Origin of the sequence: Arthrobacter sp. NPDC058192, from assembly GCF_042883665.1 — a bacterium.
In the GTDB taxonomy this organism is placed as follows: Bacteria; Actinomycetota; Actinomycetes; order Actinomycetales; family Micrococcaceae; genus Arthrobacter.
Map to the genome: position 1 here is coordinate 33,751 of NZ_JBHVVJ010000013.1, position 25,185 is coordinate 58,935.

The 25,185-nt window shown below is 67.1% G+C and carries 24 protein-coding genes; 10 read left to right on the forward strand and 14 right to left on the reverse strand.

Annotation, left to right across the window (positions count from 1 at the left end):
* Positions 1-62: 62 nt before the first annotated feature.
* Complete coding sequence (locus ACFVVK_RS13820; protein ID WP_390267773.1) at positions 63-1,097, reverse strand: isopenicillin N synthase family dioxygenase; 1,035 nt, start codon at positions 1,095-1,097, stop codon at positions 63-65.
* A 236-nt stretch (positions 1,098-1,333) separates the two neighbouring features.
* Here ACFVVK_RS13820 and ACFVVK_RS13825 point away from each other — a divergent pair, with 236 nt between their 5' ends.
* Complete coding sequence (locus tag ACFVVK_RS13825; RefSeq protein ID WP_390267776.1) at positions 1,334-2,446, forward strand: alkaline phosphatase family protein; 1,113 nt, start codon at positions 1,334-1,336, stop codon at positions 2,444-2,446.
* A gap of 4 nt (positions 2,447-2,450) precedes the next feature.
* Here ACFVVK_RS13825 and ACFVVK_RS13830 read toward each other — a convergent pair whose 3' ends face one another.
* Complete coding sequence (locus tag ACFVVK_RS13830; RefSeq protein WP_390268062.1) at positions 2,451-3,176, reverse strand: endonuclease/exonuclease/phosphatase family protein; 726 nt, start codon at positions 3,174-3,176, stop codon at positions 2,451-2,453.
* Positions 3,177-3,403: 227 nt separating this feature from the next.
* Here ACFVVK_RS13830 and ACFVVK_RS13835 point away from each other — a divergent pair, with 227 nt between their 5' ends.
* A complete protein-coding gene (locus ACFVVK_RS13835; RefSeq protein WP_390267779.1) occupies positions 3,404-4,207 on the forward strand; it encodes a thioesterase family protein in 804 nt (267 codons plus the stop codon).
* A gap of 110 nt (positions 4,208-4,317) precedes the next feature.
* Here ACFVVK_RS13835 and ACFVVK_RS13840 read toward each other — a convergent pair whose 3' ends face one another.
* On the reverse strand, positions 4,318-4,701 hold the full coding sequence (locus ACFVVK_RS13840) for a DUF2177 family protein (RefSeq protein ID WP_390267781.1): 384 nt from the start codon (positions 4,699-4,701) through the stop codon (positions 4,318-4,320).
* A gap of 16 nt (positions 4,702-4,717) precedes the next feature.
* Between ACFVVK_RS13840 and ACFVVK_RS13845 the strand changes: the two genes are divergently transcribed.
* Positions 4,718-5,464, forward strand: a complete 747-nt coding sequence (locus tag ACFVVK_RS13845; RefSeq protein ID WP_390267784.1) for a biotin/lipoate A/B protein ligase family protein — start codon at positions 4,718-4,720, stop codon at positions 5,462-5,464.
* An 8-nt stretch (positions 5,465-5,472) separates the two neighbouring features.
* Here ACFVVK_RS13845 and ACFVVK_RS13850 read toward each other — a convergent pair whose 3' ends face one another.
* The 3 genes from ACFVVK_RS13850 to ACFVVK_RS13860 all read right to left on the reverse strand — a co-directional run bounded on the left by ACFVVK_RS13850 (position 5,473) and on the right by ACFVVK_RS13860 (position 9,757).
* Positions 5,473-7,041 carry a carboxyl transferase domain-containing protein gene (locus tag ACFVVK_RS13850; RefSeq protein WP_390268065.1) on the reverse strand — a complete coding sequence of 523 codons (1,569 nt, stop codon included), beginning with the start codon at positions 7,039-7,041 and terminating at the stop codon, positions 5,473-5,475.
* Between the two features lie 2 nt (positions 7,042-7,043).
* Positions 7,044-8,276: a CaiB/BaiF CoA transferase family protein gene (locus ACFVVK_RS13855; RefSeq protein WP_390267787.1), complete on the reverse strand. Its 1,233-nt coding sequence runs from the start codon at positions 8,274-8,276 to the stop codon at positions 7,044-7,046.
* Between the two features lie 89 nt (positions 8,277-8,365).
* A complete protein-coding gene (locus tag ACFVVK_RS13860) occupies positions 8,366-9,757 on the reverse strand; it encodes an SLC13 family permease (protein ID WP_390267790.1) in 1,392 nt (463 codons plus the stop codon).
* A gap of 130 nt (positions 9,758-9,887) precedes the next feature.
* Here ACFVVK_RS13860 and ACFVVK_RS13865 point away from each other — a divergent pair, with 130 nt between their 5' ends.
* Together ACFVVK_RS13865 and ACFVVK_RS13870 are read left to right on the forward strand one after the other, a co-directional pair.
* On the forward strand, positions 9,888-10,595 hold the full coding sequence (locus tag ACFVVK_RS13865; RefSeq protein WP_390267793.1) for a FadR/GntR family transcriptional regulator: 708 nt from the start codon (positions 9,888-9,890) through the stop codon (positions 10,593-10,595).
* Positions 10,596-10,603: 8 nt separating this feature from the next.
* Complete coding sequence (locus tag ACFVVK_RS13870) at positions 10,604-11,923, forward strand: carboxylesterase family protein (RefSeq protein WP_390267796.1); 1,320 nt, start codon at positions 10,604-10,606, stop codon at positions 11,921-11,923.
* A 5-nt stretch (positions 11,924-11,928) separates the two neighbouring features.
* On the opposite strand, the gene ACFVVK_RS13875 is transcribed toward ACFVVK_RS13870, so the two are convergent.
* Positions 11,929-12,555 (reverse strand): cysteine hydrolase family protein, encoded by a 627-nt coding sequence (locus tag ACFVVK_RS13875; protein WP_390267799.1) that lies wholly within the window; start codon positions 12,553-12,555, stop codon positions 11,929-11,931.
* A gap of 409 nt (positions 12,556-12,964) precedes the next feature.
* On the opposite strand from ACFVVK_RS13875, the gene ACFVVK_RS13880 reads away from it, so the two are divergent.
* On the forward strand, positions 12,965-13,171 hold the full coding sequence (locus ACFVVK_RS13880; protein ID WP_390267802.1) for a hypothetical protein: 207 nt from the start codon (positions 12,965-12,967) through the stop codon (positions 13,169-13,171).
* Positions 13,172-13,194: 23 nt separating this feature from the next.
* Complete coding sequence (locus tag ACFVVK_RS13885; RefSeq protein ID WP_390267805.1) at positions 13,195-13,755, forward strand: GNAT family N-acetyltransferase; 561 nt, start codon at positions 13,195-13,197, stop codon at positions 13,753-13,755.
* A gap of 129 nt (positions 13,756-13,884) precedes the next feature.
* On the opposite strand, the gene ACFVVK_RS13890 is transcribed toward ACFVVK_RS13885, so the two are convergent.
* The 5 genes from ACFVVK_RS13890 to ACFVVK_RS13910 form a co-directional block, all read right to left on the reverse strand.
* On the reverse strand, positions 13,885-14,223 hold the full coding sequence (locus tag ACFVVK_RS13890; RefSeq protein ID WP_390267808.1) for a YciI family protein: 339 nt from the start codon (positions 14,221-14,223) through the stop codon (positions 13,885-13,887).
* Positions 14,224-14,272: 49 nt separating this feature from the next.
* Positions 14,273-15,253 carry a TIGR03086 family metal-binding protein gene (locus ACFVVK_RS13895; RefSeq protein WP_390267811.1) on the reverse strand — a complete coding sequence of 327 codons (981 nt, stop codon included), beginning with the start codon at positions 15,251-15,253 and terminating at the stop codon, positions 14,273-14,275.
* Between the two features lie 33 nt (positions 15,254-15,286).
* Positions 15,287-15,613 carry an ArsR/SmtB family transcription factor gene (locus tag ACFVVK_RS13900; protein ID WP_390267814.1) on the reverse strand — a complete coding sequence of 109 codons (327 nt, stop codon included), beginning with the start codon at positions 15,611-15,613 and terminating at the stop codon, positions 15,287-15,289.
* A 167-nt stretch (positions 15,614-15,780) separates the two neighbouring features.
* Positions 15,781-17,037, reverse strand: coding sequence for a cytochrome P450 (locus tag ACFVVK_RS13905; protein WP_390267817.1), 1,257 nt, complete (start codon positions 17,035-17,037; stop codon positions 15,781-15,783).
* A 55-nt stretch (positions 17,038-17,092) separates the two neighbouring features.
* Positions 17,093-18,721, reverse strand: coding sequence for an FAD-dependent oxidoreductase (locus tag ACFVVK_RS13910; protein ID WP_390267820.1), 1,629 nt, complete (start codon positions 18,719-18,721; stop codon positions 17,093-17,095).
* Positions 18,722-19,058: 337 nt separating this feature from the next.
* Here ACFVVK_RS13910 and ACFVVK_RS13915 point away from each other — a divergent pair, with 337 nt between their 5' ends.
* Positions 19,059-19,592: a methyltransferase family protein gene (locus ACFVVK_RS13915; RefSeq protein WP_390267823.1), complete on the forward strand. Its 534-nt coding sequence runs from the start codon at positions 19,059-19,061 to the stop codon at positions 19,590-19,592.
* A 103-nt stretch (positions 19,593-19,695) separates the two neighbouring features.
* Positions 19,696-20,532, forward strand: a complete 837-nt coding sequence (locus ACFVVK_RS13920) for a class I SAM-dependent methyltransferase (protein WP_390267825.1) — start codon at positions 19,696-19,698, stop codon at positions 20,530-20,532.
* A gap of 32 nt (positions 20,533-20,564) precedes the next feature.
* Here the strand turns inward: ACFVVK_RS13920 and ACFVVK_RS13925 are convergent, their stop codons facing one another.
* Entirely contained in the window at positions 20,565-22,019 is a 1,455-nt protein-coding gene (locus tag ACFVVK_RS13925) for an AAA family ATPase (protein WP_390267828.1), read from the reverse strand.
* 234 nt (positions 22,020-22,253) lie between these two features.
* Here ACFVVK_RS13925 and ACFVVK_RS13930 point away from each other — a divergent pair, with 234 nt between their 5' ends.
* On the forward strand, positions 22,254-24,182 hold the full coding sequence (locus ACFVVK_RS13930) for a DUF222 domain-containing protein (RefSeq protein ID WP_390267831.1): 1,929 nt from the start codon (positions 22,254-22,256) through the stop codon (positions 24,180-24,182).
* A 51-nt stretch (positions 24,183-24,233) separates the two neighbouring features.
* Here the strand turns inward: ACFVVK_RS13930 and ACFVVK_RS13935 are convergent, their stop codons facing one another.
* On the reverse strand, positions 24,234-25,160 hold the full coding sequence (locus tag ACFVVK_RS13935) for a threonine/serine dehydratase (protein WP_390267833.1): 927 nt from the start codon (positions 25,158-25,160) through the stop codon (positions 24,234-24,236).
* Between the last annotated feature and the right edge of the window lie 25 nt (positions 25,161-25,185).

Below are 25,185 nucleotides of genomic sequence, written 5' to 3' on the forward strand. Positions count from 1 at the left end.
CCTGGGGGAGGCCTGACCTGGGAGGCGGCCCGCCCTGGGGGGAGAGAGACGGCCGGCCCTGGCTACTCGCGGGCGCGGACGAGTTCTGGATGATGGATCCGGGCGACCTCCGGATGCGCCCGCAGCCACCCCTTCAGCACGTTGGCGCCATAGGAGGCGAGCATTGGATTGTGCGGATCGTCGGAGATTCCCCGGGACCGCGCCGCGAGAGCAGGCGGCAGGGGGACAGGATCGATGACCGCATCGAGGCGGGGTGACCAGAAGAAGGGGACCGTGTAGCGGTCAACGCCGGGCGGAGGCGCCTCCACCCGGTGGATCGTGGCCGCCAAATAGCCCTGTGTGGCGACTTCGAGCATTTCACCGAGATTGACCACCAGGGCCCCCGGAATCGGCTCTACAGGAATCCAGTCGTCGCTGCCCGGCGGGAGCACCTCCAGGCCGCCGACCTGGTCCTGGAGCAACAACGTGACGAATCCGTAGTCGGCGTGCGCGCCGACGCCCTGCTGGCCGGCATCGGCGACGACGCCGCCGACATAGTGGACGAGCTTGGCCATCCACGCTGGGGAGCCGTGGAATGGTTCGGCGAAGTAGTCTTCCGGCAGCTCCAGGGACACGGCGATGGCGCTGAGCAATTCCGCGCCGACACGGGACATCCGCTCCGCCCAGGCCATGCATACGGGTCGCAGCTCCGGCAACGCCTGGTCCGGCAGCAGGTTGGGCCCCTGTACCAGCCAATAGGGCTGGTCTGGAGGGTAGTGGTCGACGGCGGGGCGTTCCGGTCCGAAATCAAGCTGCTCACGGGCGTCGGGCCGGCCCTTGGTGACTTCGTGGCCCAAGCGTGTGTAGCCGCGAAAATGTGGTGACAGCCGATTGTCCAGTTCCAACCTGGACTCCAGCGGGAGTTCGAAGAACCGCCGGGTGACATCAAATAGTTGATCCACCTGGGCCGCATCGGCCCCGTACCCGGTCAGCTGGAAGAAGCCCACCCGGTGCGACGCGTCGCGCAAGGCCTCCACGAACGCGGGGTCAAAGGCGCCATCCTGGCCCCTGGCTGCGCTGAGGTCCAGAAGCGGAATTGAATCCAGTGCTGCGTTCATGACTGCAAACTACCACCACCGCATTCACTACTGAACGGTCTACTGACCGATTAACTGGAGGTCTAATGAACAGTCCGCCGGTTTGGTTCCGGTGCTTCCAACGGTGCGAAACGCCCGGGCCTTTTCCCAGCGACTCTCTAGGCGGTTCACGGGTTTTCCTGACGGCGGTGTGCAAGAGTTCAACCACTGGAGCCACCAATGCCATGCTGATCAGGTCAATCAGGAAGCCGGAATCCATGAGCTGGAACGCCAAGAAAACCGCGCGTCACATCACCACGGGGCTTGTTGCAGCGCTCCTGCTCGCCTCGGCAGCAGCGTGCGTGCCCGGGCCGCCCGGCGGGGGTGCGGGCCCCACGCCCAGCGGCGGCACCACCGGGCAGGCCGCTGCCAAGCCGGGGCACGTGTTCGTGATCAACCTAGAGAACAAGGGCTACCACGAGGTGTGGGGCGCCGATTCCCAGGCCACGTACCTCTCGCAGACGCTTCGAAGCCGCGGCGTCCTGCTGTCCCAGTACTACGGGATCGCCCACAACTCCCACCCGAACTACCTCGCGCAAATCTCCGGGCAAACTTCCAACGCCATGACCCGGGACGACTGCCCCACCTACGCCGCATTCCAGCAAACAGGGACCGCCGCGCTGGGTCAGGTTGAGGGAAGCGGCTGTGTTTATCCGGATTCGGTCCCCACGGTTGCCGGGCAGCTCAGTGCGGCCGGCAAGACCTGGAAGGCCTACATGGAGGACATGGGAACGCCATGCCGGCATCCCGAACTTGGCGCCAAGGACAGCAGCCAGGGTGCCAAGGTGGGCGACCAGTACGCTACGCGGCATAATCCGTTTGTCTACTTCGAGTCCATCACCTCGTCGCCGGACTGCCAACGCAACGTGGTGGACTATGCCGAATTCGCCGGCGACCTCCGCTCCGTTGAGACCACACGGAATTTGTCCTATATCTCGCCGAACCTTTGCAATGACGGCCACGACGACCCCTGCGTCGATGGCAGTCCCGGCGGCCTGGCGGCAGCGGACGGCTGGTTAAGCCGGCAAGTCCCGGCGATCCTGGATTCCCCGGCCTTCAGGCAGGACGGGATGCTGGTCATCACCTTTGATGAAGCCGAGGGCAAGACGGTGGGACCATCAGATCTGTTGCCCGGCGGGACCGCCGGCGGCAGGATCGGGGCGCTGGTGCTCTCGCCATTCACCCGTGGCGGCACGACGTCGGACCGGCCTTACAACCATTTCAGCCTCCTTGCCAGCATCGAAGACGCGTTTTCGCTGCCACGGCTCGGGTATGCCGGTGCACCGGGCCTGGACAGCTTCGGTGCTGACGTCTTCAACGGCCGCCCCTGAACCTTTAGGGGGACGCTGTCGCCGAACCGGTTCCGTGCCCGTTTCCGTTTCCGGTAGCCTCCTGGCCGTACTCGGCCGAGATCAGGATGGGGAGGTGGTCCGAGGCGCCACGGGGCAGGGTCTCCACACTTTCGATTTCCAGTCCCAGGGACGTGGCGAAGTCGAAGTGGCCCTTGAAGACCTTGTACCGGGTGTAGGTCCTGCGGTCGCTAAGCGAAAGTTCGTAGCCGGCATCCTTCATCTGCGCCGTCAAGGACTTGGTGAAGAACGGATAGTTGAAATCGCCGACCATCAGCGACATCAGGCCGTCGCCCATGCTGAGCAGTTCGCCGTGGGCCGCATGGATTTGGTTCCGCCGCAGCGAGTTCGACGCCGTCAGCGGTGCGGCGTGGAAGGAAGCGATGACGAGCTCGTGGTCCGTCTCGTTGTCCGTTACCCGGGTTCCAATGAGCCGCTCATGCGCGGGGGCGAGGACGCGGTCGTGGAGGGATTTCTTCAACGCGAAGGTCTGGGTGTCGTAAGCGGTGAAGCGGTCCTTGCGGTAATAGATCGCCAGTCCCAGCCGGTTTCCCCGGGTGGCGTCGGCGATGTGCAGGTCGCCGATCGTGGTCGGCAGGTCTTCGGTATCGCACTCCTGGAGGCACAGCGCATCAATCTCGAAGTCGCGGGCCAGATCGACCAGCTCGCCACTGGCCGCGTGCTTGCGGAGGTTGTAACTGATGACTCGAATCAGGAGAGCACCTCTTCGGAGGATAGTTGCGGACCGTCTGTCCGAGTCTACCCAGTCCCGCCGACTCGGGAGCAACAGCGGCTGGGCGGGTCGGCCGGGACCCCGGCAGCCGGCCGCCGGATTGTGGGCCCAGCGGCCGGGGCATACCCATGCCGGCCGCTGGGCGCGTCCGCGGTGGCTAGGGGATAGTGTGTTCTGGAATCACCAGTTGCATGAAAGGGCGGACGTTGGCTGCTGCATTACCGGAACTTGCCGAGGGCAATTTTTACTATGAGGTGCTGGGGGACGGCCGGTTCCGCTCCACGATTCATGCGCAGGGCGCCTGGAACGAACAGGAGCAGCACATGGCCCCGGCGTCCGGCATCATGGCCGACTGCCTTGCCCGGCACGAGCCCCGCGAGGATATGCGCATGGCCCGGCTCAGCTACGAGATCCTGGGCCTGATTCCCGGCGGCGACTTCGAGGTGGTGACCACGACACTGCGCCCCGGCCGCACCATTGAGCTGGTGCAGGCCGAACTCGTGGCGGGCGGCCGCACCGCCATCCGCGCCACTGCCTGGCGGATGATCACCTCCGACACGTCGGCCATCGCCGCGTTCGAAGACCCGAAAATCCCGGCGCCGGAGGACTGCAAGCCCTACGACGCCGCGAGCATCTGGCCTGGCGGCTACATCGCCTCACTGCAGATGTGGATTGCCGAGGGCCACCGGGCAGGCTCGGGAACGGTGTGGCTGCACACAGACCATCCGCTGACAAACCGGGCGGACAGCAGCGACCTCGCCCGCCTCGTCGGCCTCGTGGACACGGCCAACGGGATAGCCGCCCGTGTTCCGCCAGGCAAGGGCAGCTACGCCTTCCCTAACCTGGACCTGCAGATCCACATGTACCGGCAGCCGGAGGGGGAATGGCTTGGGCTGGATAACGAGGTCTCGTTCGGCACGGACGGCATCGGACTGACCTCCACCGTGCTGCACGACCTGACCGGCCCGTTTGGCCGCGCCGAACAGATCCTGACGCTACGCAAATCCTGACACCGCACAAGTCCCGACCCGCACAGCCCAGCGCACAACTAATGCATCTACGCGGGCGGGTTCTCTGCCGGCTCGGCCGGAGCCACAACGGTCGCGGGGAAACCGCCGTGCTAGTGGAACACAAGCCAGCCGGCAAGGGTTGCCAGTCCGGTCAGGACGGCGCCCCACACGATGTCCGCCACCACAATCGGGAGCGGCCAGTCCCTTAACGTCGCAGCGTTGGTCAGGTCATAGGTGGCGTAGGCGAACGTGCCCAGCGCGGCACCGTAGCCGAGCGCGGTGAGCCAGCTGCCGCCGTCGAGCGAGGGCGCCAGGGCGAAGAAGAGAATCCCGGCGATGTACAGCACGTAGAAGACGACGGCGTACCCTAGATGGGGCTTGTCCGCCATGAGGTGGCCCAGATGGTTCCGGTAAAACTTGCTCATTGATTTGAGCCAGACCGCATCCAGGACGGCGAAAGCGGCGGCGACGACCAGAAACTGCAAGATGAGCATAAGGGAGCATAACAACATGCCGCAGGCCGACGCCGGACCCCAGACACTGGCTGTTGTCCGGCAGGGGGAGACTCTGGGCGCCGCCGCGGACCTGGACTTCGCCCTGGATTTGCTGCAGCGGGTCAAGACCGGAAACGTGGGCCCGACCCTGCGGCTGTACCGGCCCGAACCCACCGTGGCCTTCGGCCAGCGGGACACCCACCTGCCGGGCTTTCATGCTGCGGTTCAGGCCTGCCGGGATCTGGGGTTCGAACCTCTGGTCCGGAAGGCCGGCGGCCGGGCCGCCGCCTATCACCAGGGGACGCTGGTGATCGACCACATCGAGCCGCACGCCGATGCCATCGCCGGGGCCAAGGGTCGGTTCTCCCTGTTTGGTGAACTGCTCGCCGGGGCGCTGCGCGACGCCGGTGTGGACGCCGGCGTCGGCGAGATCCCGGGGGAGTACTGCCCCGGGGAGTTCAGCGTGCACGGCACCGGCCCGCAGGACCCGGGCCACCGGATCAAACTGGTCGGCACCGCCCAGCGGGTCGTCGCCGGCGGCTGGCTCTTCAGCTCCGTGATCGTAGTGGAGAACTCCGCCCCGATCCGCGCCGTCCTCGAGGCCAGCTACGCCGCCCTCGGCCTCGCGTGGGACCCGACGACGGCGGGTGCGGCCGATGACCTCGTGCCGGGGCTCGACGTCGACGCCGTCGAGGCTGCTGTGGTCGCCGCCTACGGCCGTTACGCCACGCTCCGCCGGGCGGAGTTCTCCAGCTTGCGCTAGATGGACAGCTAGGCCCGTCCGCCAATGCCGCCCAGGTTGCGGTATTTCGCCAGCCGCCCGGCGAGCAACTCGGTAATCCCGGCCCCGGCGAGGGTCGCGAGCTCGTACTCGATGGCCTGGCCGACGCGCTGGCAGAAGGCCCTGGCCTCCTGCGCGGCGTCGCCGCGCTCGTCCACGATGTGATCCACGAGGCCGCCGGCGTACAGCGAGGCGACATTGACGCCCTGGGCTTCGGACATCGCCGGAGCAAAGTCCGTGGTGCGGTGGACGATGGCGCTCGCGCCTTCGGGCGGCAGCGGGGACAGCCAGGCGTGCTGGGCCGCGATGGTCCGGTCGGCCGGCAGCAGCGCCAGGGCGCCCCCGCCGGCTCCCTGGCCGAGCAATACAGAGACGGCGGGCGAATTCAGGCCGATGAGGTCCTGCAGCGACCGGGCGATTTCACCCGCGAGCCCGCCTTCCTCAGCCTCCTTGGACAGCGCGGCGCCGCCCGTATCGATCACAGTGACCAGCGGCAGGCCGAGCTCCTCGGCGAGCCGCATTCCGCGGCGGGCCTCCCGCAGCGACGCCGGCCCCATCGCCGTCTGCTGCGAGGGTCGCGGCCGGGTATGGCCGATCACCACGCAGGACTTCTGGCCGAAGCGGGCAAGGGCCAGCAGCAGGCCGGGGTCCTTCTCGCCCTGCCCTGTGCCGTTGAGCGGGAGAACGTCGCGGGCACCGTAGGCGAGCAGTTGCCGCAGGTCGGGCCGGCGCGGATTCCGGGAGATTTCGATCGACTCCCAGGCCCCGGCGTCGGACGGTTTGACGGCGAGCGTCCGGGGCGGACTCACCCGCGCGTTCGGTCCTGTGACCAGGATGTTCAGGGCGCGGTCCACGACGTCGGACAGCTGCCAGGGCGGGACGACGGCGTCGACGAGCCCCTTGTCGAAGAGGTTTTCGGCTACCTGGACGTTCTTCGGAAAGGGGCTGCCGTAGAGCGACTCGTAGACCCGGGGCCCCAGGAAGCCAAGCAGCGCCCCCGGCTCGGCCACGGTGATGTGTCCGAGCGAGCCCCAGGACGCCATCACGCCGCCGGTGGTGGGGTGGCGCAGGTAGACGAGGTACGGCAGCCCGGCCTGGCGGTGTGCCCGCACGGCCGCGCTGATCTTCACCATGGACAGGAAGGCGATGGTGCCTTCCTGCATGCGTGTTCCCCCGGACGCCGGGCCGGCCAGCAGCGGAAGTCCCTCGCGGGTTGCCCGTTCGACGGCGTTCACGATCCGTTCCGCCGCGGCGAGCCCGATGGAGCCGGCCAGGAAGCGGAATTCGCTCACGATCACGGCCACCCGGCGGCCCCGGATGAGGCCCTCCCCGGTCAGGACTGATTCGTCCACGCCGGTCTTTGCCCGCGCCGCGGCGAGTTCGTCCCGGTAGGCGGGATCCGGCGCCGGATCGGTCACCGCGGTATCCCAGGTGCGGTAGGAGCCCGGATCCAGGACTGCCGCGATGAGTTCGGTGGCGTCCAGGTGCCGGACTTTATGTTCCGGCCCCTTATGTTCCGGCCCCTGCTGTTCCGGCCGGACTTCCTCATCCACTTGCATGCTCACTGGCCTTCCGCCCCGCGGCTGGCTCCGGCTGCGAGGGAGAGCCCCAGCCATTGCCGGATCTGGTCCCCGTCCTGGTCCAGCAGCGGGGGCGCGGTGTGGGTCTTGAGTGTCGTTTCGTCGGTGTCAGCGGCGGTGAAGAACCGCAGCGGCGGCCCGGGGAGGCTCACGTTGCCGAGGATCTTATGGTCGACGTCAATCACCAGGCCCTGGGAGTGCACCTGCTCCCATTCGTAGACCTCGTCCAGGGTGCGGACCTTGCCGGCCGGGATCCCGGCGTCGTTCAGCTTGGCCAGCAGCGGCTCCGCCTCGTAGTCGGCGAACACGCGCTCCACCTCTTCGATGACCTTCTCCCGGTTCCGGACGCGCTCGGCGTTGGTGGCGAACTCGGGCCGGGTGTTGTCGATCCCGAAGGTGGAGGCGAAGGTGGCCCAGAGCTTCTCGCTGCCGACGCTGATCTGCACCCGGCCCTGCCGGCAGTGGAACAGCCCGTAGGGGGCGATGGAAGGGTGGTGGTTTCCCTGGGCCTTCGGGACTTCGCCCGCCACGGTGGCGCGCGTGCCCTGGAAGGCGTGGACCCCGATCAGGGCTGCCAGCAGGGACGTGCGGACGATCTGCCCCTGGCCGGTCCGCTCCCGCTGCAGCAGCGCCGCGAGCGTGCCGAACGCGCCGTACATGCCGGAGAGCAGATCGGCGATGGGCACCCCCACGCGCTGGGGGTCGTCCGGCCCGGACCCGGTCAGGGACATCAGTCCGGCCTCCCCCTGCAGGATTTGGTCGTAGCCGCTGCGCCGGGATTCTGGCCCGTCGTGGCCGAAGCCGGTAATGGACAGGATCACCAGCTTGGGGTTCAGGGCATGCATCTGCGCGGCCGAGAACCCGAGCCGGTCCAGGACGCCGGGCCGGAAATTCTCGATCACGACGTCGGCGCGCTCCAGCAGTTCACGCAGCACGGTCTGCCCGTCGTCGCTCTTGAGGTCCAGGGCAATGGATTCCTTGTTGCGGTTGCAGGACAGGAAGTACGTGGCCTGCGGGTCGTCCTCGGGGCCAACGAACGGCGGACCCCAGCCGCGGGTATCGTCCCCGGTCCCAGGGTTCTCCACTTTGATGACCCGCGCTCCGAGGTCGGCCAGCATCATTCCGGCGTGCGGGCCGGCGAGGGCACGGCTCAGGTCAACCACGAGGTAGCCCGAAAGGGGGCCTTCGGCTGGGGGCGTTGGTTCAGTGCTCATGGTGTTCCTTTTCTTGCTTTCTTGCTGGATTTTGCTGTTAGCGCCTGCCGCTGGCGGGATTCCGCCAGCGGCGTTCGTTGCGGGGCCGGCTACATCCAGCCCGGCATCACCATGACCAGCCAGGCGACGGCGGGCCCGACGACGACGACGATGCCGCTGTAGGCCAGGATCTGCTTGTAGAACTTGTCCTTGTCCACGTCTTCCGGGGCGTTGGCGAGCACCAGCGCGCCGTTGGTGGAGAACGGGGAGACGTCCACGATCGTGGCGGCGACGGCCAGGGCGGCGATCACGCCGACGGCGCCGACTTCGCCGGTGGACAGGAAGGGGACGGCCAGCGGGATGAGGGCGGCGAGGATGGCGGTGGAGGAGGCGAAGGCCGAGACCACGGCGCCGATGTAGCAAATCAGCAGGGCCGCGAGCAGGGGCATCCCCATATGGGCTACGCCGTCGGAAACGAACTTGATGGTGCCGGCTTCCTCCAGGACGCCCACGAACGTGAGCATGCCGCAAATGAGCAGGACGGTGGACCAGCTGATTTTGTTCACGGCGCCCTTCTGGGCGGCCGGGGAGACGAGGGCCAGGATGATGGCGATGGTGATGGAGACGAACCCGACGTCCACCTTGAAACCGAGCGAGATGACGGCCAGGGCGATCAGGCCCGCGATGGTGACCAGTTGCGGAACGGTCGCGCGGGCAGCGCTGGCGTCGGCGGCGGTGGAACCGGCTGAGCCGGAACCGGAGGTTCCCTTCGCCGAAACGCCGGCGGGCGAGATGTCAGAGCCGGAGCCCCGCAGGGTGGCGCCGGCTGCACGGGCGCCCACGCTGACAGTCATCCGGGTTTCGGCGGCCTGCTCCACCAGCCGGCCAGCCTTCGTGGAGCGGAACCTGTTACCGCCCAGGACGATGGACAGCACCACGGCAATGGCGAGGTTGAAGATGAAGCTGGCCAGGAAGATGGCCATCGGGCTGGCTTCCAGGTCGGTCTTGGCGATGATGCCGTTGACCGTGACGCCGTAGACGGCGATCGGGGAAAAGCCGCCGGCCTGTGCGCCATGGATGACCATCATGCCCATCAGCAGCGGGTTGATCTTGTGCTTGGCGGCGAAGCTTAGTGCGATCGGCGCGATAATCGCGACGGCGGCGGGAGACAGGGCGCCTACAGCGGTGATGAGCGCGGTGATGGCGAACATCACCCAAGGGATGAGGGCGACTTTATTGCCCACCAGCCGGACGGCGCCGCGGACCAGCAGGTCAATGGTTCCGTTGTTCTGGGCGATGGCGAAGAGGTATGTGACCCCGACGATGGTCAGGAACAGCCCGCCGGGGAAGTTGGCAAGAATGTCGTTGGTGGACATGCCGAGCACGACCGAGCCCAGCAGGAATGCGCCCACGAAGGCCAGGGCGCCCATGTTGAGGGGCAGCACCGTGGCAAGCAGGAACATCACCGCCAGGATGATGATAGAGAGTACGGGAGCGGACATCGTTGTGCCTCCGGATCGGGAATTGATGTGATGTGGCTTACTGGCTTAGTGGCCTAGCCTCCTAGACACCGGGTGTCTTTGTCAATAGATGTCCGGTACGCTGGGCTCACGACAGGGCGGAAGGACGCGCATGGCAAAGCAGTCGGCAACGCACCACATTTCCCGTGTTTCGCGGCCCCGGCTCTATGAGCAGCTGGTGGAGCAGATCATGGATTTCGTTGAGGCCGCACAGCTGGGGCCGGGGGACACGCTGCCGGCCGAGCGGGAGCTTGCCGAACAGCTGGGTGTCTCGCGGGCCACCCTGGCCCAGGCCCTGGTGGCCCTCGAAGTATTGGGCGTGATCGACGTCCAGCACGGCACGGGAGCGGTGCTCGTGTACCGGCCCAACATTCCGTCGGTGATCAAGGGCCTCCGCGAGCACCGCAACCGTTTGCCAGAGATCGTGGAAGCGCGGAGCACCCTGGAAGTCAAGCTGGCCGAACTTGCCGCGGCCCGGCGGACTGAGGCGGACATGCAAGCGATCGACCAGGCGCTCGACGCGATGGCGGCCGAAGTCTCCTCGGGGGCCAAGGGCGCGCACGGCGACGAGTTGTTCCACCAGGCCGTGACCGCCGCGGCGCATTCGGCAGTGCTGGCCCAGCTGATGACGTTCATTGCCGGAATGGTGCTGGAGACGCGCCTCGAATCGCTCGGGCAGCCCGGCCGCCCGGAGCAGTCCCTCGCTTCCCACCGCCGGATTGCAGACGCCATCAGGGCCCAGGATTCCGCCGCCGCGGCGGCGGCGATGCTGGAGCACCTCGACCTTGTCTCCGATGTGGCCCTGCTGAAAAACGGGTAGATCGTTACGTGAACCTTGCCTTTGAGCCGCCGTGCGGCCCGGTCGCCGGGTGGCTCGACGGCGACGTCGTCCGGGCCACCGGCATTCCGTACGCCGCCGCCGGCCGGTTCCAGCCGCCCGCCCCGGCGCCCGACTGGTCCGACATGCTCATTGCCACCACCCTGTCGCCGGCGTGCCCACAGGCGCCGGTGCCGTTCCTCGATGACGTGCTGGGCACCCGCTACGGGGAACTTCCCGGCGACGAAAATTGCCAGCGCCTCTCCATCACGCTGCCTGCCGGCGTCGACGCCGACGCGCGGCTGTCGGTGATGGTGTGGCTCCACGGCGGCTCCTACACGTCCGGCTCGGGTGACTTGGCCATATTCGATCCGGCGTCGCTGGTTGCCGAAAACCAGGTCATCGTTGTCTCGGTGACGTACCGTCTGGGCCTCTTCGGCTATCTCGCCACGAGCACCGGCCGGCCAGCCAACCTCGGCCTGCTGGACCAGCTCGAGGCGTTCCGCTGGGTGCAGCGGAACATCGCCGCCTTTGGCGGCGATCCTGGCCGGGTGACCGCCTTCGGGCAATCCGCCGGCGGCGACGCCGTCGCACACCTCATGGCGACGCCGGACGCGGCATCACTGTTCCAGCGGGCCATCATCCAAAGCGCGCCCCTGGGTATCTCCCGCGGCCGGGAAAGGATGAACGCCGCCATGGGCGCCGCCGCTGAGGCCGTCACCGAGCGCACGCCGGCCATGGAGGTGGTGGCCATCGAAGAGAATGTTGCCCAGACGGCGCGCAAATTCGGGCTGATGGCTGCCATGCCGTTCGGAACCCAGTACGGGCACGCGCCCCTGCCCCAGGAATCCGAGATCGGCCGGGCCTGGGATGCTGCCGCGCCGGGGATCGACGTCCTGATCGGCCATACCGCGGAGGAGGTCCGGCTGTTCCTGCCCAGGAGCCGCCGCCTGAGCCGGGTGGGGCGGATCCCCGTCGTCGGCAACGCAGTCCTAACGGCGATCACGTGGGCGGTGACCGAGCTGGTCTACGGCAAGTCGGCCCGGCAGTTCGCGCGGCGGCACGTGCGCGCGGGCGGACGGGCCCACAGCTACGTGCTTTCCTGGCGGGCACCCGGCAATCCCTACGGCGCCGCGCACACCGTTGATCTGCCGCTGCTGTTCGGCCACCAAGGCACATGGGAGGGCGCCGGGCTACTGGCCGGCGCGACTTGGGAGGACATCAACACCCACGGCCGGGCGATCCGGGCACTTTGGGCGAAGTTCGCCTACGGGGACAGCCTGGGGCGCCGGGGCGAGATTCCCGGCTCACTCCGGTACCGCTCGGTCTGAACGGGTCAGACCAAGTCCGCGGCGGCGTCGCGGCCGGCCTGCGTGCTCCTGAAAATGTCCGGCTTCGGAACGGGCGAGCCGTGCTGCACGGCATCGATCCACTCGGCAGTCGAAACAACAGAGGCGAAGCGCGACTGGAGGACCACAAGCACCGCGGTGTGCAGCTGCTCGGCCCCCAGCGATCCCGCCTCGTTGGACATGGCCAGCGTGCCTGTGGCGTCGGCGAGAAACTCGACTTTCAGTCCACGGTGTGCTGCGTCCCGGGCCGTCGATTCATCGCAATTCTGCGTCATATATCCGCTGATTGCGACCGTGTCGACGTCGTGGGCAGTGAGCCATTCGGCGAGATCAGTGCCGGTGAAGCAGGACGGAAGGGTCTTCTCGACCAGGTGGTCGTGGCCACGGCTGCCGACAACGGGATGCAGGTCGAATCCGTGGCTGCCGCGGGCGAAGATCGGTGATGTCTCCGGCGCAGCTTGCTGAACTGCGATCACAGGTATTCCTGCTTCTGTGGCGGCATCTATGGCTTTGCCGATGTTGGACAGGCTCACGTCCGGGTGAGGGAAGCCGATCGGCAGGTTTCCGGAGATGTACTCGTTCTGGACGTCGATGACGAGAAGGGCGCGGTTCACGTGGCTCCTTGGGTATGCAAGTCGGCGGGCAAGAGCAGCCCGGCGATGCGATCCTAATCTGCTTTCCGCATTCCCGACGGCGGAGGCATCTCCCTGTACCACAACAACCTGCGGTGCCTGTCAATGCCGCGTTCGCGACTCAGCGAAGCATAGATGCTTCAGCGCATATGGAGGCGGTCAGGTGCGAATTCGGAGCCGGTAAGGACCGAAAGCGACGGTCTTCGTGGGCTAGTTAGGGGTTTCTGAATTTGTGTAACCAGAGCCTTTCCGTTGCCACCGACTCGTGTTGTGATAGCTACCAAGTGGTCTATGGGAGAACTCCTCTATGGAGAGATGCGGGGGCGGTGCCGTGAAGGAAGCGCCTCAGCCTCAGCTGCGCCGGGGCCGGCGGTGGCCCTGGGTAATGGCCATGGGGCTCGTGATTGCCGTGGACGCCTTGATGCTCGGGTTTCGGGTCGGGGAGTGTCACGACTTCGCGGTGGAGTCAGGCGCCGTTAGTACCTGCACGAGCGGCCCGATCCTTGGGCTGGCCGGCTCGTGGCTCCTGGTGGCAGTCAGCGTCGTCGTCATCGTCCACCTCGCCCGCCGCCTCGTATCCGCCGCACGTAGCCGGTGACCCGGGTTGATAGATTCGGGAACATGACCCTTCCGAATGTCACCGTCAGGACAGCAACTGAACACGATGCCGCCCGGCTGGCAGAAGTTCACATCGCGGCGTGGCGGGCCACCTACCGCGGGGTCATGACCGATGAGTACCTTGACGGACTCGACGTCGGACGGGCGTCTCATGCTTGGCGTCGAAACATCCTTGAGCCCGGGGACGGGACGGTTCATCTCGTCGTTCAAAGCGGCGATGACGTTGCGGCTTTCGCCATTCTCGGCGCTGCCCCTGAAGACGCTGACCCTGGAACAGGACAGCTCTACGCGATCAATGTGCATCCGGACTGGTGGGCCCGGGGCCTTGGATCCGTCCTGTTTGCAGCGGCCGAGCAAAAGTTCATCGAACTCGGCTGTAACCGGGCCTTTCTCTGGGTGGAGAAAGGCAACAGTCGGGCAATCAGCTTCTACAACCACCGAGGCTGGCTCGACGACGGGGGAGCCCTGGAAGATACCCGGTTCAATCCTCCGGTATCGGAGCGCCGCCACAGCAAGGTTTTGGCGCCGCGCGTGGTTCTGCAGCGCCCGCTCGTCTCCCCGTGATCCTCCCGGAAACCACGAGGGCAGCCGGCCTATGCCGACTGCCCTCGTGTGCCTGTTGCCAGACCAGTGTCCGAGTTCCCTGTTGCCGAGCAGCAGCGGACGCCCTGTCAGGTCCGGCGTGGACCGGTGCTACATGCCAGGGATCTGCTGGGCCTCGTGGACCTCGATTTCACAGCCGCCGGGCATGTTCAGGTGCGGGTGCTGCTTGGCGAGCTCCACGGCTGCATCGAGGTTGTCCGCTTCGATGATGCTGTAGCCGGCCACCTCACGCTGGCTCGGGGCCGTGGTTCCACCGGGGGAGACGCGGACACCGTTGGCCAGCGGGGTGCCGAAGTCGACCAGGCCGTCGCCCACCTTGGCTCCCCACGCGTTCCACTGGCCCATGACGGCGGCCATCTCTTCGGGCGACGGCGGAGCGGCCTCGGCTGGGGTCATTGGGGCGTGGTAAATGAAAACGAACTTGGACATGGGACCCTGCTTTCTGTTGATTCGTGTTGGGTTTGCTGCTGGTGGGAACTTAGGCGTTGACGGAGCGGCCGGTGAAGGCGATGAGGCGCTCGAGGCTGTCGGCCGTCTCCGCGGTCGGCTGGGCAGCGGCGAAGCTGCCGCCGGTGCGGACCTGCTCGGAGATGGTCTGCCGCGCGAGGTCCTCGACGAACCCGGTGACGACGTCTGAGACGATGAGCTCCTGGCCCGTGGCGGTCGCGAAATCCCAGGCGTGCACAAGCAGTTCCAGGTTGACGATGCCCGCGACCATGGTGGCTGGCAGTTCCGCGAAGCCCATGTCGATGGTGCCTTCGATTCCGCGGCGGGTGAAGGCTTCCAGGGTGGTCTGGGCGAGCCCGGCGATGCGCACCTCAGGGGACGCGTCGGTGTGGTCCGTCACGTCCGCGCCGAGTGCCGTGCCAATGTTTTTGAGCGAGCCGGCAAGGTGCTCCAGCAGCTCATGGGCGTTGAAGTCTGCGCACGGCGTGGCTTTCTCACGGTCTGCGGGGGTGAGCTTGCGGAGCACGCCCAGGAGGACTCCGAGGGATGCCTCGGCGGAGCTGAAGTGGTCGATCGGGTCCGGGGCCGCGGACCACTCGTCCGGTCCGGCGCCGGCATCCGAGGACGTTTCGGCTACCAGGCGGTCCAGGTAGTGGTTCCAGCCCTCGGCGTGGGCTGAGGCCTGAGCCTCGTTGAGCCCCTCGTGGACCAGGCGCAGTGAGGTGCCCGCGGCGTCGGGCTCGAGCGTAATGGTTACGGTGGACGCGCCCGGCGCCAGGTCCATGCCGGATTCCCAGCCCCAGGTGAAGACGACCCGCTTGCCCGGTTCGATCTCCTGGAACGTCCCCGCCGCGTGGTGGCCGGGGGTAATCGTCCAGCGGTACTCGCCGCCGATCCGAAGGTCCACCCGGGCAGCGATCGTCTGCCAGCGGCGGAGGCGTTCGGGCTCCGTAATGAGGGCGAACGCCTCGTCCGCGTCGACGGGAAGGTGGATGGTCTTGTCGAAGCTCATGTGTGGTCCTTTTTCTGGGATTGAAGTTTCCGACTACGTTGTGGGCTTTGAGTCGTGACGCCGTTCGGCAAGCGCTGCCGCGTCAGAGGCCAGCAGGTCCAACTCATTGGTCCAGAACTGCTCGACAAGCTCACGGAGCCTGCCCATGCCGTTGGGGTCGAGCCGGTAGTACCTGTTGCGTCCCTCTTTGCGGGCAGACACGAGGCCTGCCTGCTCCAGCAGCAGTAGATGTTGAGAAACGGCAGGGCGGCTCACGGTGAAATGCGCGGCCAGTTCCCCGACCGACTGTTCATGGCTCGCCAGGAGATGCAACAGCCTGCGCCGGTTCGGCTCCGCGGCGACCTCCAAGGCATCCAACACAAAAGATACGTTAGTACTGACTAACGTATTGTGCAAGCGCGGACGCCGTCGGCCTGCAACGACGCCGCCATCACGGTCGGAGGCAGCCTAATGTGCCAGGCGACCGAGGTCCATGTGGGCCCGGGCGCTGACAATGCCGACTGCCTCATCTGCGCGCACAGGTAGGCTCAGGTCGCCAGCCTTCGGTCGGCGATGCCGTCGATGTCTATCGGGAGGTGGGAGGGGCCGCGCAGGAATGGGCTCGGCCGGTACGGCGGCGGGTCGGAGACCAGCCGCGGGTTTTCCAGCCTCGTGGCGAATGCCGTGAGGGCGATCTGCGCTTCCAGCCGGGCCAGGGGTGCTCCGAAGCAGAGATGGACGCCGCCGCCGAAGCCCAGATGCTGGTTGTTGCGCCGGTCCGGAATGAAGGCGTCGGGGTCGGTGACGTGGGCGGGGTCGCGGTTGGCAGCGGCCAGGACCAGGGTGAGGGAGGCGCCGGCCGGGATGGTGGTTCCGGCGATCTCGATGTCGTCGAGGGCAGTGCGGAAGGGGACAAAATGTACGGGCGGCTCGTAGCGCAGCAACTCCTCGACCATCGGGATGGCGAGGCCGGGGTCGTTGCGCAGCCTTTGGAGCGCCGCCGGGTGCCTGAGCAACGTCAAAGCGCCATTGGAGATGAGATTGACGGTGGTTTCGTGTCCGGCGATGAGCAGGAGGAGCCCGGTGCTCACCAGTTGCTCGTCCGGCATGCGACCTTCCGGGCCGTCGTCGGTGGCCATAGCTGAGAGCAGGTCATTGCCGGGTGACTGCCGGTGGGCTTCGACCAGTTCTTCCATGAAGGCACGCAGTTCCTTGCCGGCCTCAACCCTCTTCTTTTGCTGTGTTTCAGGATCGAGACCGGGATCCGTGGATTGCAGGGCGACGTCTACCCAGACCCGGAACCGCTGTTCGTCGCCTGGGGGGACGCCAAGAAGTTCGCAGATCACCGTGACGGGCAGCGGGTAGGCCAGGTCATCGACGACGTCGATCCGGCTGAACCCCGCCATGTTGTCGATCAGGTCGGTGACAATGTCCGTCATCCTCGCCTCCATCCCGGCAACCCTGCCCGGCGTCGTCGGCGGCCCGAAATGCCGCATGGTGATCCGTCGAAACTTGTCGTGGTCAGGAGGGTCCATGCTGAGGAAGGTCGGAGACATGCCCGGTCCGCCCCCGTCGTCGTCGCCGCCCGCAGTGACGCCTGCCGCGGCGGCGGCCGGGTTGCGCGTGATGTCTGAACTGACCCGCGGATCGTGCAGCAGGGCGGTGATCTCCGCGTAGGTGCTCACCAGATAGCTTCCGTCCGGAAGCCGTGTCACCGGGGTCTTGCGGAGTTCGTCGTAAAACGGGTACGGGTTCGCCCGGTTGGAGTAGTCGAGGATCTGGTCCCATGAGCTGGGCTCGGTCATGGTGCAGACTCCTTAGATAGGGGGCGCCGGTGGCTTCCGGGCCCGGGAAGGCGCTTCAGGGGAGGCGGTGATCGGTTAGTCGGGCGCGGCGCTCATTTGGATAGTGACCGGTCACGACGACGGTTGCGTCCTGGGTAGGGCTGGTAGTTGGCCGGAACCCGGCCGGCACCGGCTGGGCATCCGTGGGCTCGTCAATATGATGGAAAGACGGCGGGAATGACGCCGCTTGCTCGATCAGCGGTTCGTAGAAATCAAGCCATTTGTTCTGGTTGAAGGCGACCGCTGCCACGATGCGTCCCTTGTAGCCATAGACCGCCAGGAACCGCCGCGAGGCAACCGATCCTTGCGCGATGACGACCTGATCGGCGACTGAGGGAACGCCCACGCTTTTGATCTCGGTGCCGAATTGGACCGACCAGAATTTGGGCACGGCAAGGTGGGGCCACCGTTCTGTCTCGTCGCTGACCATATTGTGGGCCGCAACCTCGGCTTGGGAGTTCGCATTGCCCCAGTGTTCAACGGCGAGGAACTGGTAGCCGAACATCGGCTGCGGGGCGCGTGCCACGTCCCCGGCGACGAAGACGTCGTCGGTGACCAGCCCGTTGGCGTCGAAAGCACGGCAGCCGGCGTCGCACGCGACCCCCCACATGCCGCTTGCCAATCCCGAACCGGCGAGCCATTCGCCGTTTCGAACGGCTCCCAGGGCGGCGACCGCCACGTCCACGTCAAGTGTTGTGCCATCGGACAGGTGGGCGCGTCGCAGCTGTCCGGTGGCATCGCCCTCGAGGGAAACGACCCTGACGGCGCAGCGCAGGTCCACGCCGTTCTCTAGCTGCAGCTCGCCGGCGATTGCGCCGACCACACGTCCGAGCGCCGCGTCGAGCGGTGCCGGGCCGGCTTCAGCAACGGTGACCGGAAGGCCGAGTTCGCGGCACACGGAAGCGACTTCGCAGCCGATGAACCCGGCGCCGATGACCAAGACGCGACGAGGGCGCCGGGCGAGGAACTGTCGGAGGGTTGCCGCGTCCTCCTTGGTCCGCAGGGTCAGGACGCCTGCCAGCGCGGCCTCCGCAGCGTTTGGCCAGGACCGGGCCCGCACGCCGGTAGCGATCAGCAGCTTGTCGAAGCCGATCCGGCTGCCGTCCGCGAGCTGCACCTGCTTCGCGGCCAGATCCAGACTCGTGGCCGCGACGCCCAGACGCCAGTCAGCGTCGATGTCCCGGTGCCGGGGCAGCGAAGTGTCTCCGGACACGACATATCCCGCCAGGACCTGTTTCGACAGCGGCGGCCGGTCATAGGGCTCGTGGGCTTCCTCGCCGACGAGTGTCAAGGAGCCGGTGAACCCCTCCTCGCGCAGCCGCTCCGCTGCGCGCAACCCGGTCACCGATGCGCCAACGATAACGATCCGACCGGATCGCTTGAAGTGGCCGCCGTTGCTCTCGACAGTGGATGCCGTGCGTGGCCTGTCCGAAGACCGCGACTGGGCCGGTTCGTCAAGCTGATCGAGCCGGATTGCCTGGACGGGACAGGCCGCGGCGGCCCGCCGGATCCTTGTGCGCTGCGCCGGGTCAGGGTCCGGGTCATACGTGAGCGCCTCGTCCCCCTGGATCGTGAAGACGTCCGGGGCGAGGAAGGCGCATTGGGCATAACCCTGGCATTTAGTGAGATCGACGACGAGCCTCATGCCGAACTTCTCCCTGTTGAGTCAAGCGAATCGAGTCTAAGCCTGCTGGGCAGGCCGTGGAAGAGGCCTGCGACCGGCTGGCCTCTGGCCGCCAGGCTGCTGAACCGCAGCCGAAGATCCCTGCGTGGAGTGGCTTTTGGAGGCGCTCTGGCGGTTGGACCGCGGGAGGTCCAAGCTGTAACTAGTCCGCCTCGCCCGAAGGGCCGCAGAATCTGACCGGCCGGGGCATCGACCGGCCGCAAGGGCCGGCGCCCAGTGCCGTGCTGGCAGCACTTGTCTGGACAGGCCGACGGGTCGGCACCGCGACGCACGGTAGGTGAAAAATGAAATGATCAGCATGGCAGCATCCGGAGAGACAGCGCGTGAGAAGAGACTCGCGGCGATTGGCACGGCGGTGTTCGCCGTCGCACCGGCCACGGCGGCGGGTCTCGTCCCCTGGGTGATGACGCGCTGGCAGGTGAAACGGCCGGTGCCGGGCGGACTCCCCGCGCAGTGCGTCGGCGTCGTGCTGATCGGCGCGGGCGCAACGGTGATCACAAGTTCCTTTGTGCGGTTCGCCGTTGAGGGGCTGGGAACGCCTGCGCCCTTTGCGCAGACGAAGCATCTGGTGGTCGGCGGCTGGTACGGCTTCGTGCGGAACCCCATCTACGTTGCCCTGGCCGCGGCGATAACCGGACAGGGCCTCGTACTCGGGCAGCCCAAGCTTTTTGGCCTTGCCGCGTTGGGCGCCGTCCCAGTGGCCGCATTTGTCGTGCTCCATGAAGAGCCCACGCTGGCACGGAAGTTCGGTCCTGAGTATGAGGCCTACCGCGACAACGTGCCGCGCTGGCTGCCCAGGCTCACTCCCTGGCGCGTAAGGTCCCCGGCCTAGAGGGGCGGGGCCATATGGACGGCGGTGATGGCCGGATTCGGGGCCGCGGAGTGCATGTCCAGCGCGGGCACAACCCCCGGGCATGGCGCAGGGAGGCGGGAACATGGGGATCGACGTCGACGGTATTACGCCGTTGGGAGAAACGGCGTTACTGACGTTGTACGCCCGGGCCTTGGACAGCCGTTCGCCACGGACGATCCTCGGCGACAAGGGCGCAGACAGGATCGCCGCCGGCATCGACTACGACTTCGCCGGACTTGGTCTGGTGACCAGCGTCGTCTGCCAGGCGGCCCTGCGCACGAAGATGCTGGACGACAGGGTGCGCACGTTCGTTGCCGGTCATCCCGACGCCGTCGTGGTGGATCTCGGGGCTGGGCTGGACGACGGCATGTCCCGGGTGCAGCCGCCGGCGAGTGTCGATTGGTACAGCGTTGACCTCCCTGCGGTGATCGCGCTCCGGGACAGAGTTGTTCCCGCGAATGCCCGGGCCCACAGCGTGCCCCAATCGCTCACCGGCGACCACTGGCCGGACCCGATCCCGGCGGGGCAACCGACCATGCTGATCGCAAACGGCTTGCTGGCTTTCCTCAGCGAGCAAGAGATCATTTCATTGTTCACGGCGGTGACCGGTCACTTTAAGTCGGGTGAGCTGGCCTTCAACGATTACGGCCGCATCGGTTGGGTGAGTAGGGAAATGGCGAAGCTGGCTCCCCAGCGGATGTTCAAGGCCGTGTCCGGCCAATGGAGCGGCTACCCCGGATTCAAGGACGCCCACCGGCCAGAGGCGTGGAACCCCCGGCTGAAGCTGGTGGAGGAGACCAGCCTGGCCCATGCCCCGGAGGTGGAGCTTTTCCCGGCATGGCTGCGCGTCGCGACTCGGTTCTCCGGGCGCATACCGAGCCTTGCCCGCAAGGCGCGAATCCTGCGCTACACCTTCTAGCCGGCCCGTGGAGCTGGTTGCAACTCCCGTTCCTAGCCCCCGAAGTGGAATGCTCCTGGCGGCCCGGGGAACGGTCCGGGAAACCCTCCGCCATGGCCGTCGCCATCTCCGCCGGTCCCGCTGCCGAGGAGGCTCCGGGTCAGGGCGGCGCTGTCGGCCATCAAGTCATCCACGGCCTTCGCCAAATGGGAGTCCGCGACCGGGACGCCGTCCAACGCGGCGGCAACGACCGCCCGGCGGACCAGCTCCCGTGCGAACGAGGCGGTGGTGCCTTCGGTGCGCGCTGCCGCATCCTCGAGTGCCTCCGGGCTGAAGGAAATGCCGCGGGCATAGAGCCTGAGCAGGGAGATACGTTCCGCCGGGGCAGGGAGGGGAATTTCCACGGCCAGGTCCACACGCCCGGGCCGCTGTGCCAGCGCGCGTTCCAGCATGTCGACGCGGTTGGTGGTGAGGACGAACGCAACATCCGCGTCGTTGGCCAAGCCGTCCATGGCGTCCAGCACCTCGAACAGCAGCGGCTGAGGCCCGTGACCGAAGCTTCGGTCTTCGGCGATGAGGTCGCAGTCCTCCAGGACGACGATGGAGGGCTGCAGGGCCCGGGCCATGGTGGCGGCCTCGGAGATCCTGGCCAGTGATCCTCCCGAAAGGAGGATCGCTGTGGCACCTTCGCCGCGGCTCAGCAGATACCGCACAGTGTGGGTCTTGCCGGTCCCCGGCTGGCCGTAGAGTAGGACGCCGCGCTTGAGGTGCTGCCCGTACTTGTTGAGAGCGTCCCGGTGCTCACCGATGCCCAGGGCGTGGTCGGAGACCCTTTCCAGCAGGCCATCGGGCAGGATGACATCGTCCGCGGCGAGGGCAGGCCGGGCGTGGAAGGTCACTCCGGCCGCGCTGGGACCGTATTCGCCCATCACCAGGGAGATAACCTGGCCCTTGAGGACACTGCGGTGATGCATCCGCCGTCGGAACTCCGTCAGGAAGCGTGCGGAGTGGTCGGTGGCGCCGGCGAGGACTTCCAGGGACGCCGTTTGCCGGCCGTACCGGGGATTGGCGTCCCTTTGCAGGATCGCAATCGGACTTCCTGCGTGGTTGAACAGCCATAGTCCCAGCGCCACTACCTGCCGCTGCTCATCCGGACCGACCGCGAGGTTGGTGTAGTCGGGCTGGGACAGGGGGAAGTGGGGGAACATTTGCGACTGCTGCAGCATGTCGCTCAGCGACTGATGGTGGCGTTGGTCGCCGCCGCCGATGCCCGCGAGCCGGAACTCGGGGTCCTCTGCGGCGAGCTCTGCCATAAGGATGTCAGCGTCCACGAACCGGTGCGGCGGAATCTCCTCCACCACCACGGACACTGTTTCCGCCGGGACCTCCAAATGGTCGGTTAGCGTTGTCAGCAACTGGGTTCCGCGTTTCACCCGATGCTGTCCGGACTGTGCGATCTCCACGAGCCGCGCGAAATTGTCGATGAACTTCCCCAAATTTTCATCCATGCGCTGACCCTACCAGCGCCGTGTGCCGGGCGTGGGGCTGTTTCGACCGCCTTTGGGACACGCCTCTTCCGCTGGGACTTTCTCCCCACGGCGGGGCGAGGCCGAATCGCTGGTCAACGGGCCATGAGGATCCAGTGCGTCAGTCGTACCCGGAGTCGCGCCGCAATTACTGACGCAACCAGCAACCCAGCCAGCTCCATGATTTCTGTCGTACCCCTCTGGCAGAGTTCAGTTATGGAAGCTGTTGGAGAGTTCGTTCCGGATCGGGCCTACCGGCCGGGGTCCGCGATGCGCCTCGGGCTTCCGCAGGTGTCAGCCGTTCCCTCGGTGCCAGGTGATTCGGTGGACGGCGCTGTGGCCGCGGCCCTGGAGTTGCTCCGGGCAGCCACGGGGACGGCGGCGGAAAACGTTGCCGGATTGGACTTCTTTCGGGCTTCGGACTTCGCCGAAGGCGTGGAGGAGCTGTCCCGGATAGTGGAGTATCTGCAGGTCATCGGTGCCGCCCGGGTGGACCGCGCGCGCCGCGAGGCGGCCTTGGTGGAGAAGGCGCCCGGCGGGTGGGGCTGGGAGGCGGCGGCCGGAGCGGCCGGTGGCTGGCTGACGGGGTGGAACACAGTGCCCGGTGATGGCGTTCCCGGGGGAGCGGCCAATCCCGGGAGCGAGGTTGGGTCCGGGAATGAATTCGACGGCGGGAACGGCGCCGGGGCGGAGGGCGGGGCAGCCCCGGGCGGGGGTCCGGCAGTGCCTGCCGGAACTGGTGCCGCGGCCGTGTCTGCGGTGGGGAGGTCTGCTGTGGCTGCGGTGGCGGATGACGGGTACAGGAATTCGGCGGAGTTCCTGCGGGCGCGGCTGCGGATTGGTGCGTCCGAGGCCAAGCGCCGGATCGCGCTGGGCGCCGTGGTGCTGCCCCGGGCCGGCATTGCGGGCCGGTCCCTGCCGCCGGCGCGGCAGGAACTCGCCGCAGCGGTCGCCGAGGGAGCCATCGCCTCCCATACGGCCACGCTCATCGCGATGTCCCTGAACCGGGCGGGGCATGTGGCCCCGCCGGAGGCTGTTGATGGCATGGAGCATGCCCTGACGATGACGGCGGTCGAGAACGACCCCGATTTCCTGGCCAGGGTCACCCGGCGGTGGATCGATGCCCTGGACCAGGACGGAGCCGAGCCATCGGAGGAGGTGCTGCGCCGGCTCCAGGGCGTCTTCATCCGGAAACCGCGCCACGGGCTGCATCATCTGGAAATCTTCGCCACCACGGACCAGTTCGAGGGCCTGGTCACAGTGATGAATGTGGCCACCAATCCACGCCTGGCCACCGCCGGTGCCGCAGCCGATGCGGGCAGTGCCGGCGACCGTGCGGCCGCCCCCGACCCGGCCGTCCCCGACCCGGTCGTCGCCGACCCGGCCGTCGCCGACCCGGTTGTCCCCGACCCGGTCGTCCCCGACCCGGCTGTCCCCGCGCCGGCCGCGACCGGGAACGGAATCGACCCGGTCGAAGCCCGGCTGGACCCCCGAACAAGGCCGCAGAAACTCCTCGACGGGCTCGTCGGCGGATGCAGGGCCGCCCTGGCTTCGGGACAGCTGTCTGTGGCGGGAGGGCTCCGCCCCCAGGTGATGGCAACCATCAACTATCAGGACCTCGTCGGACGGCTCGGCGCCACCGAACCCCAGACCAACGACCCCTGGACCAACGGCCCCTGGGCAAATGAATCTTCCGGCGCCACCGCGACCTATGGCGCCGGCGGGACCGGATCGTTGTTGTTCACCGGGCCGGTCACGGCGTCGACCGTGCGCAAGATCGCCTGCGATGCCGACATCATCCCGGTCCTGCTCGGCGGCGAGGGCAGGGTCCTGGACATCGGCCGCGCCTCAAGGGTCTTTCCGCCGCATATCCGCAGGGCCATCACGGTCCGGGACCAGGGCTGTTCGTTCCCGCAATGCACCATCCCCGCGGCGTGGTGCGAGGCCCACCATGTGACGTACTGGTCCCGGGGCGGCAGCACCGGAACAGAGAACGGAACGCTGCTGTGTTCGCACCATCACCACCTGATCCACAAGGAACAGTGGACCATCCAGATGCGCAGCGGCATTCCCTGGTTCATCCCGCCGCCGCACGTCGATCCGGGCCAGACACCCCGCCGGAACAGATACTTCCGCCTCGAATAAGGCTGGGTCCGTCTGTCCCAGAAGCGCCGCGTTGCGGTCCGTGGTCAATGCCTAGAGCGTATGCACATCGGTGTTGGCTCCGCAGACGATTACTGCCACGCGTTCGCCTTCGCTTGGTATGTAGGCGCCGGAAGTGAGGGCAGCGAGGGCCGCCGCCGCACCGTACTCAGCGGGGATGCGGTACTCGCTCCACAGCTGGGATCGGGCGCTGACAATGGCTGCGTCATCCACGAGCACCGACGTCGGTGGGACACGCGAAGCCATGCTGAAAGCGATCTCGCCCACCTGCCGGGCACCCAAGGAATCCGCGGCAATCCCGGATACGGACACGTTGACCGGGCGGCCGGCTTCGAGGGCCGCGTGCAGGGTGGGGATATTGAAGGGTTCTACCGCGACGATGCGTGCCCGGCCTTCAGCAGCGGCGGCGACGCCAGCGTACAGCCCGCCCCCGCCGACGGCGACAACAATGGTGTCAATGCCGGGTTCGTCCTGAAAGATTTCTTCGGCGAGCGTGCCGGCCCCCGCAGCGATCTCCAGCTGGTCGTAGGCGTGGCAGAACAAGGCACCGCTGGCTTCGACGTACTGCATTGCGGCCGCATAGGCCTCCGCGTACTCCGCGCCGACCTGACGGACTGTTGCGTTGTACCCGAGCAGGCGCTCGACTTTGACCCGAGGCGCCGTCTCCGGCACGAACACAGTTGCCGGAACCCCGAGTGCCGCCGCGGTGTAGGCATTGGCCAGGCCAGCATTGCCGCCGGATGCCGCCACTACGCCAATCGTTGGGTCGAGTTCCCCACGCTCGCGAGCAGCCAGGATGCGGTTGAAGGCCCCTCGGGCTTTGAAGACCCCGGTGTGCTGCAGGAACTCGCACTTGAACCACAGTGGAGCGGTGGCGGTGCCACCGCGGAGCAGGGGCGTGCGCCTCACATAGCCGCTGATGCGCCTCTCCGCTTCGAGCACGTCGCCTCGCATGATCACGGATTCTCTCCTTCAGTTTGGCTTG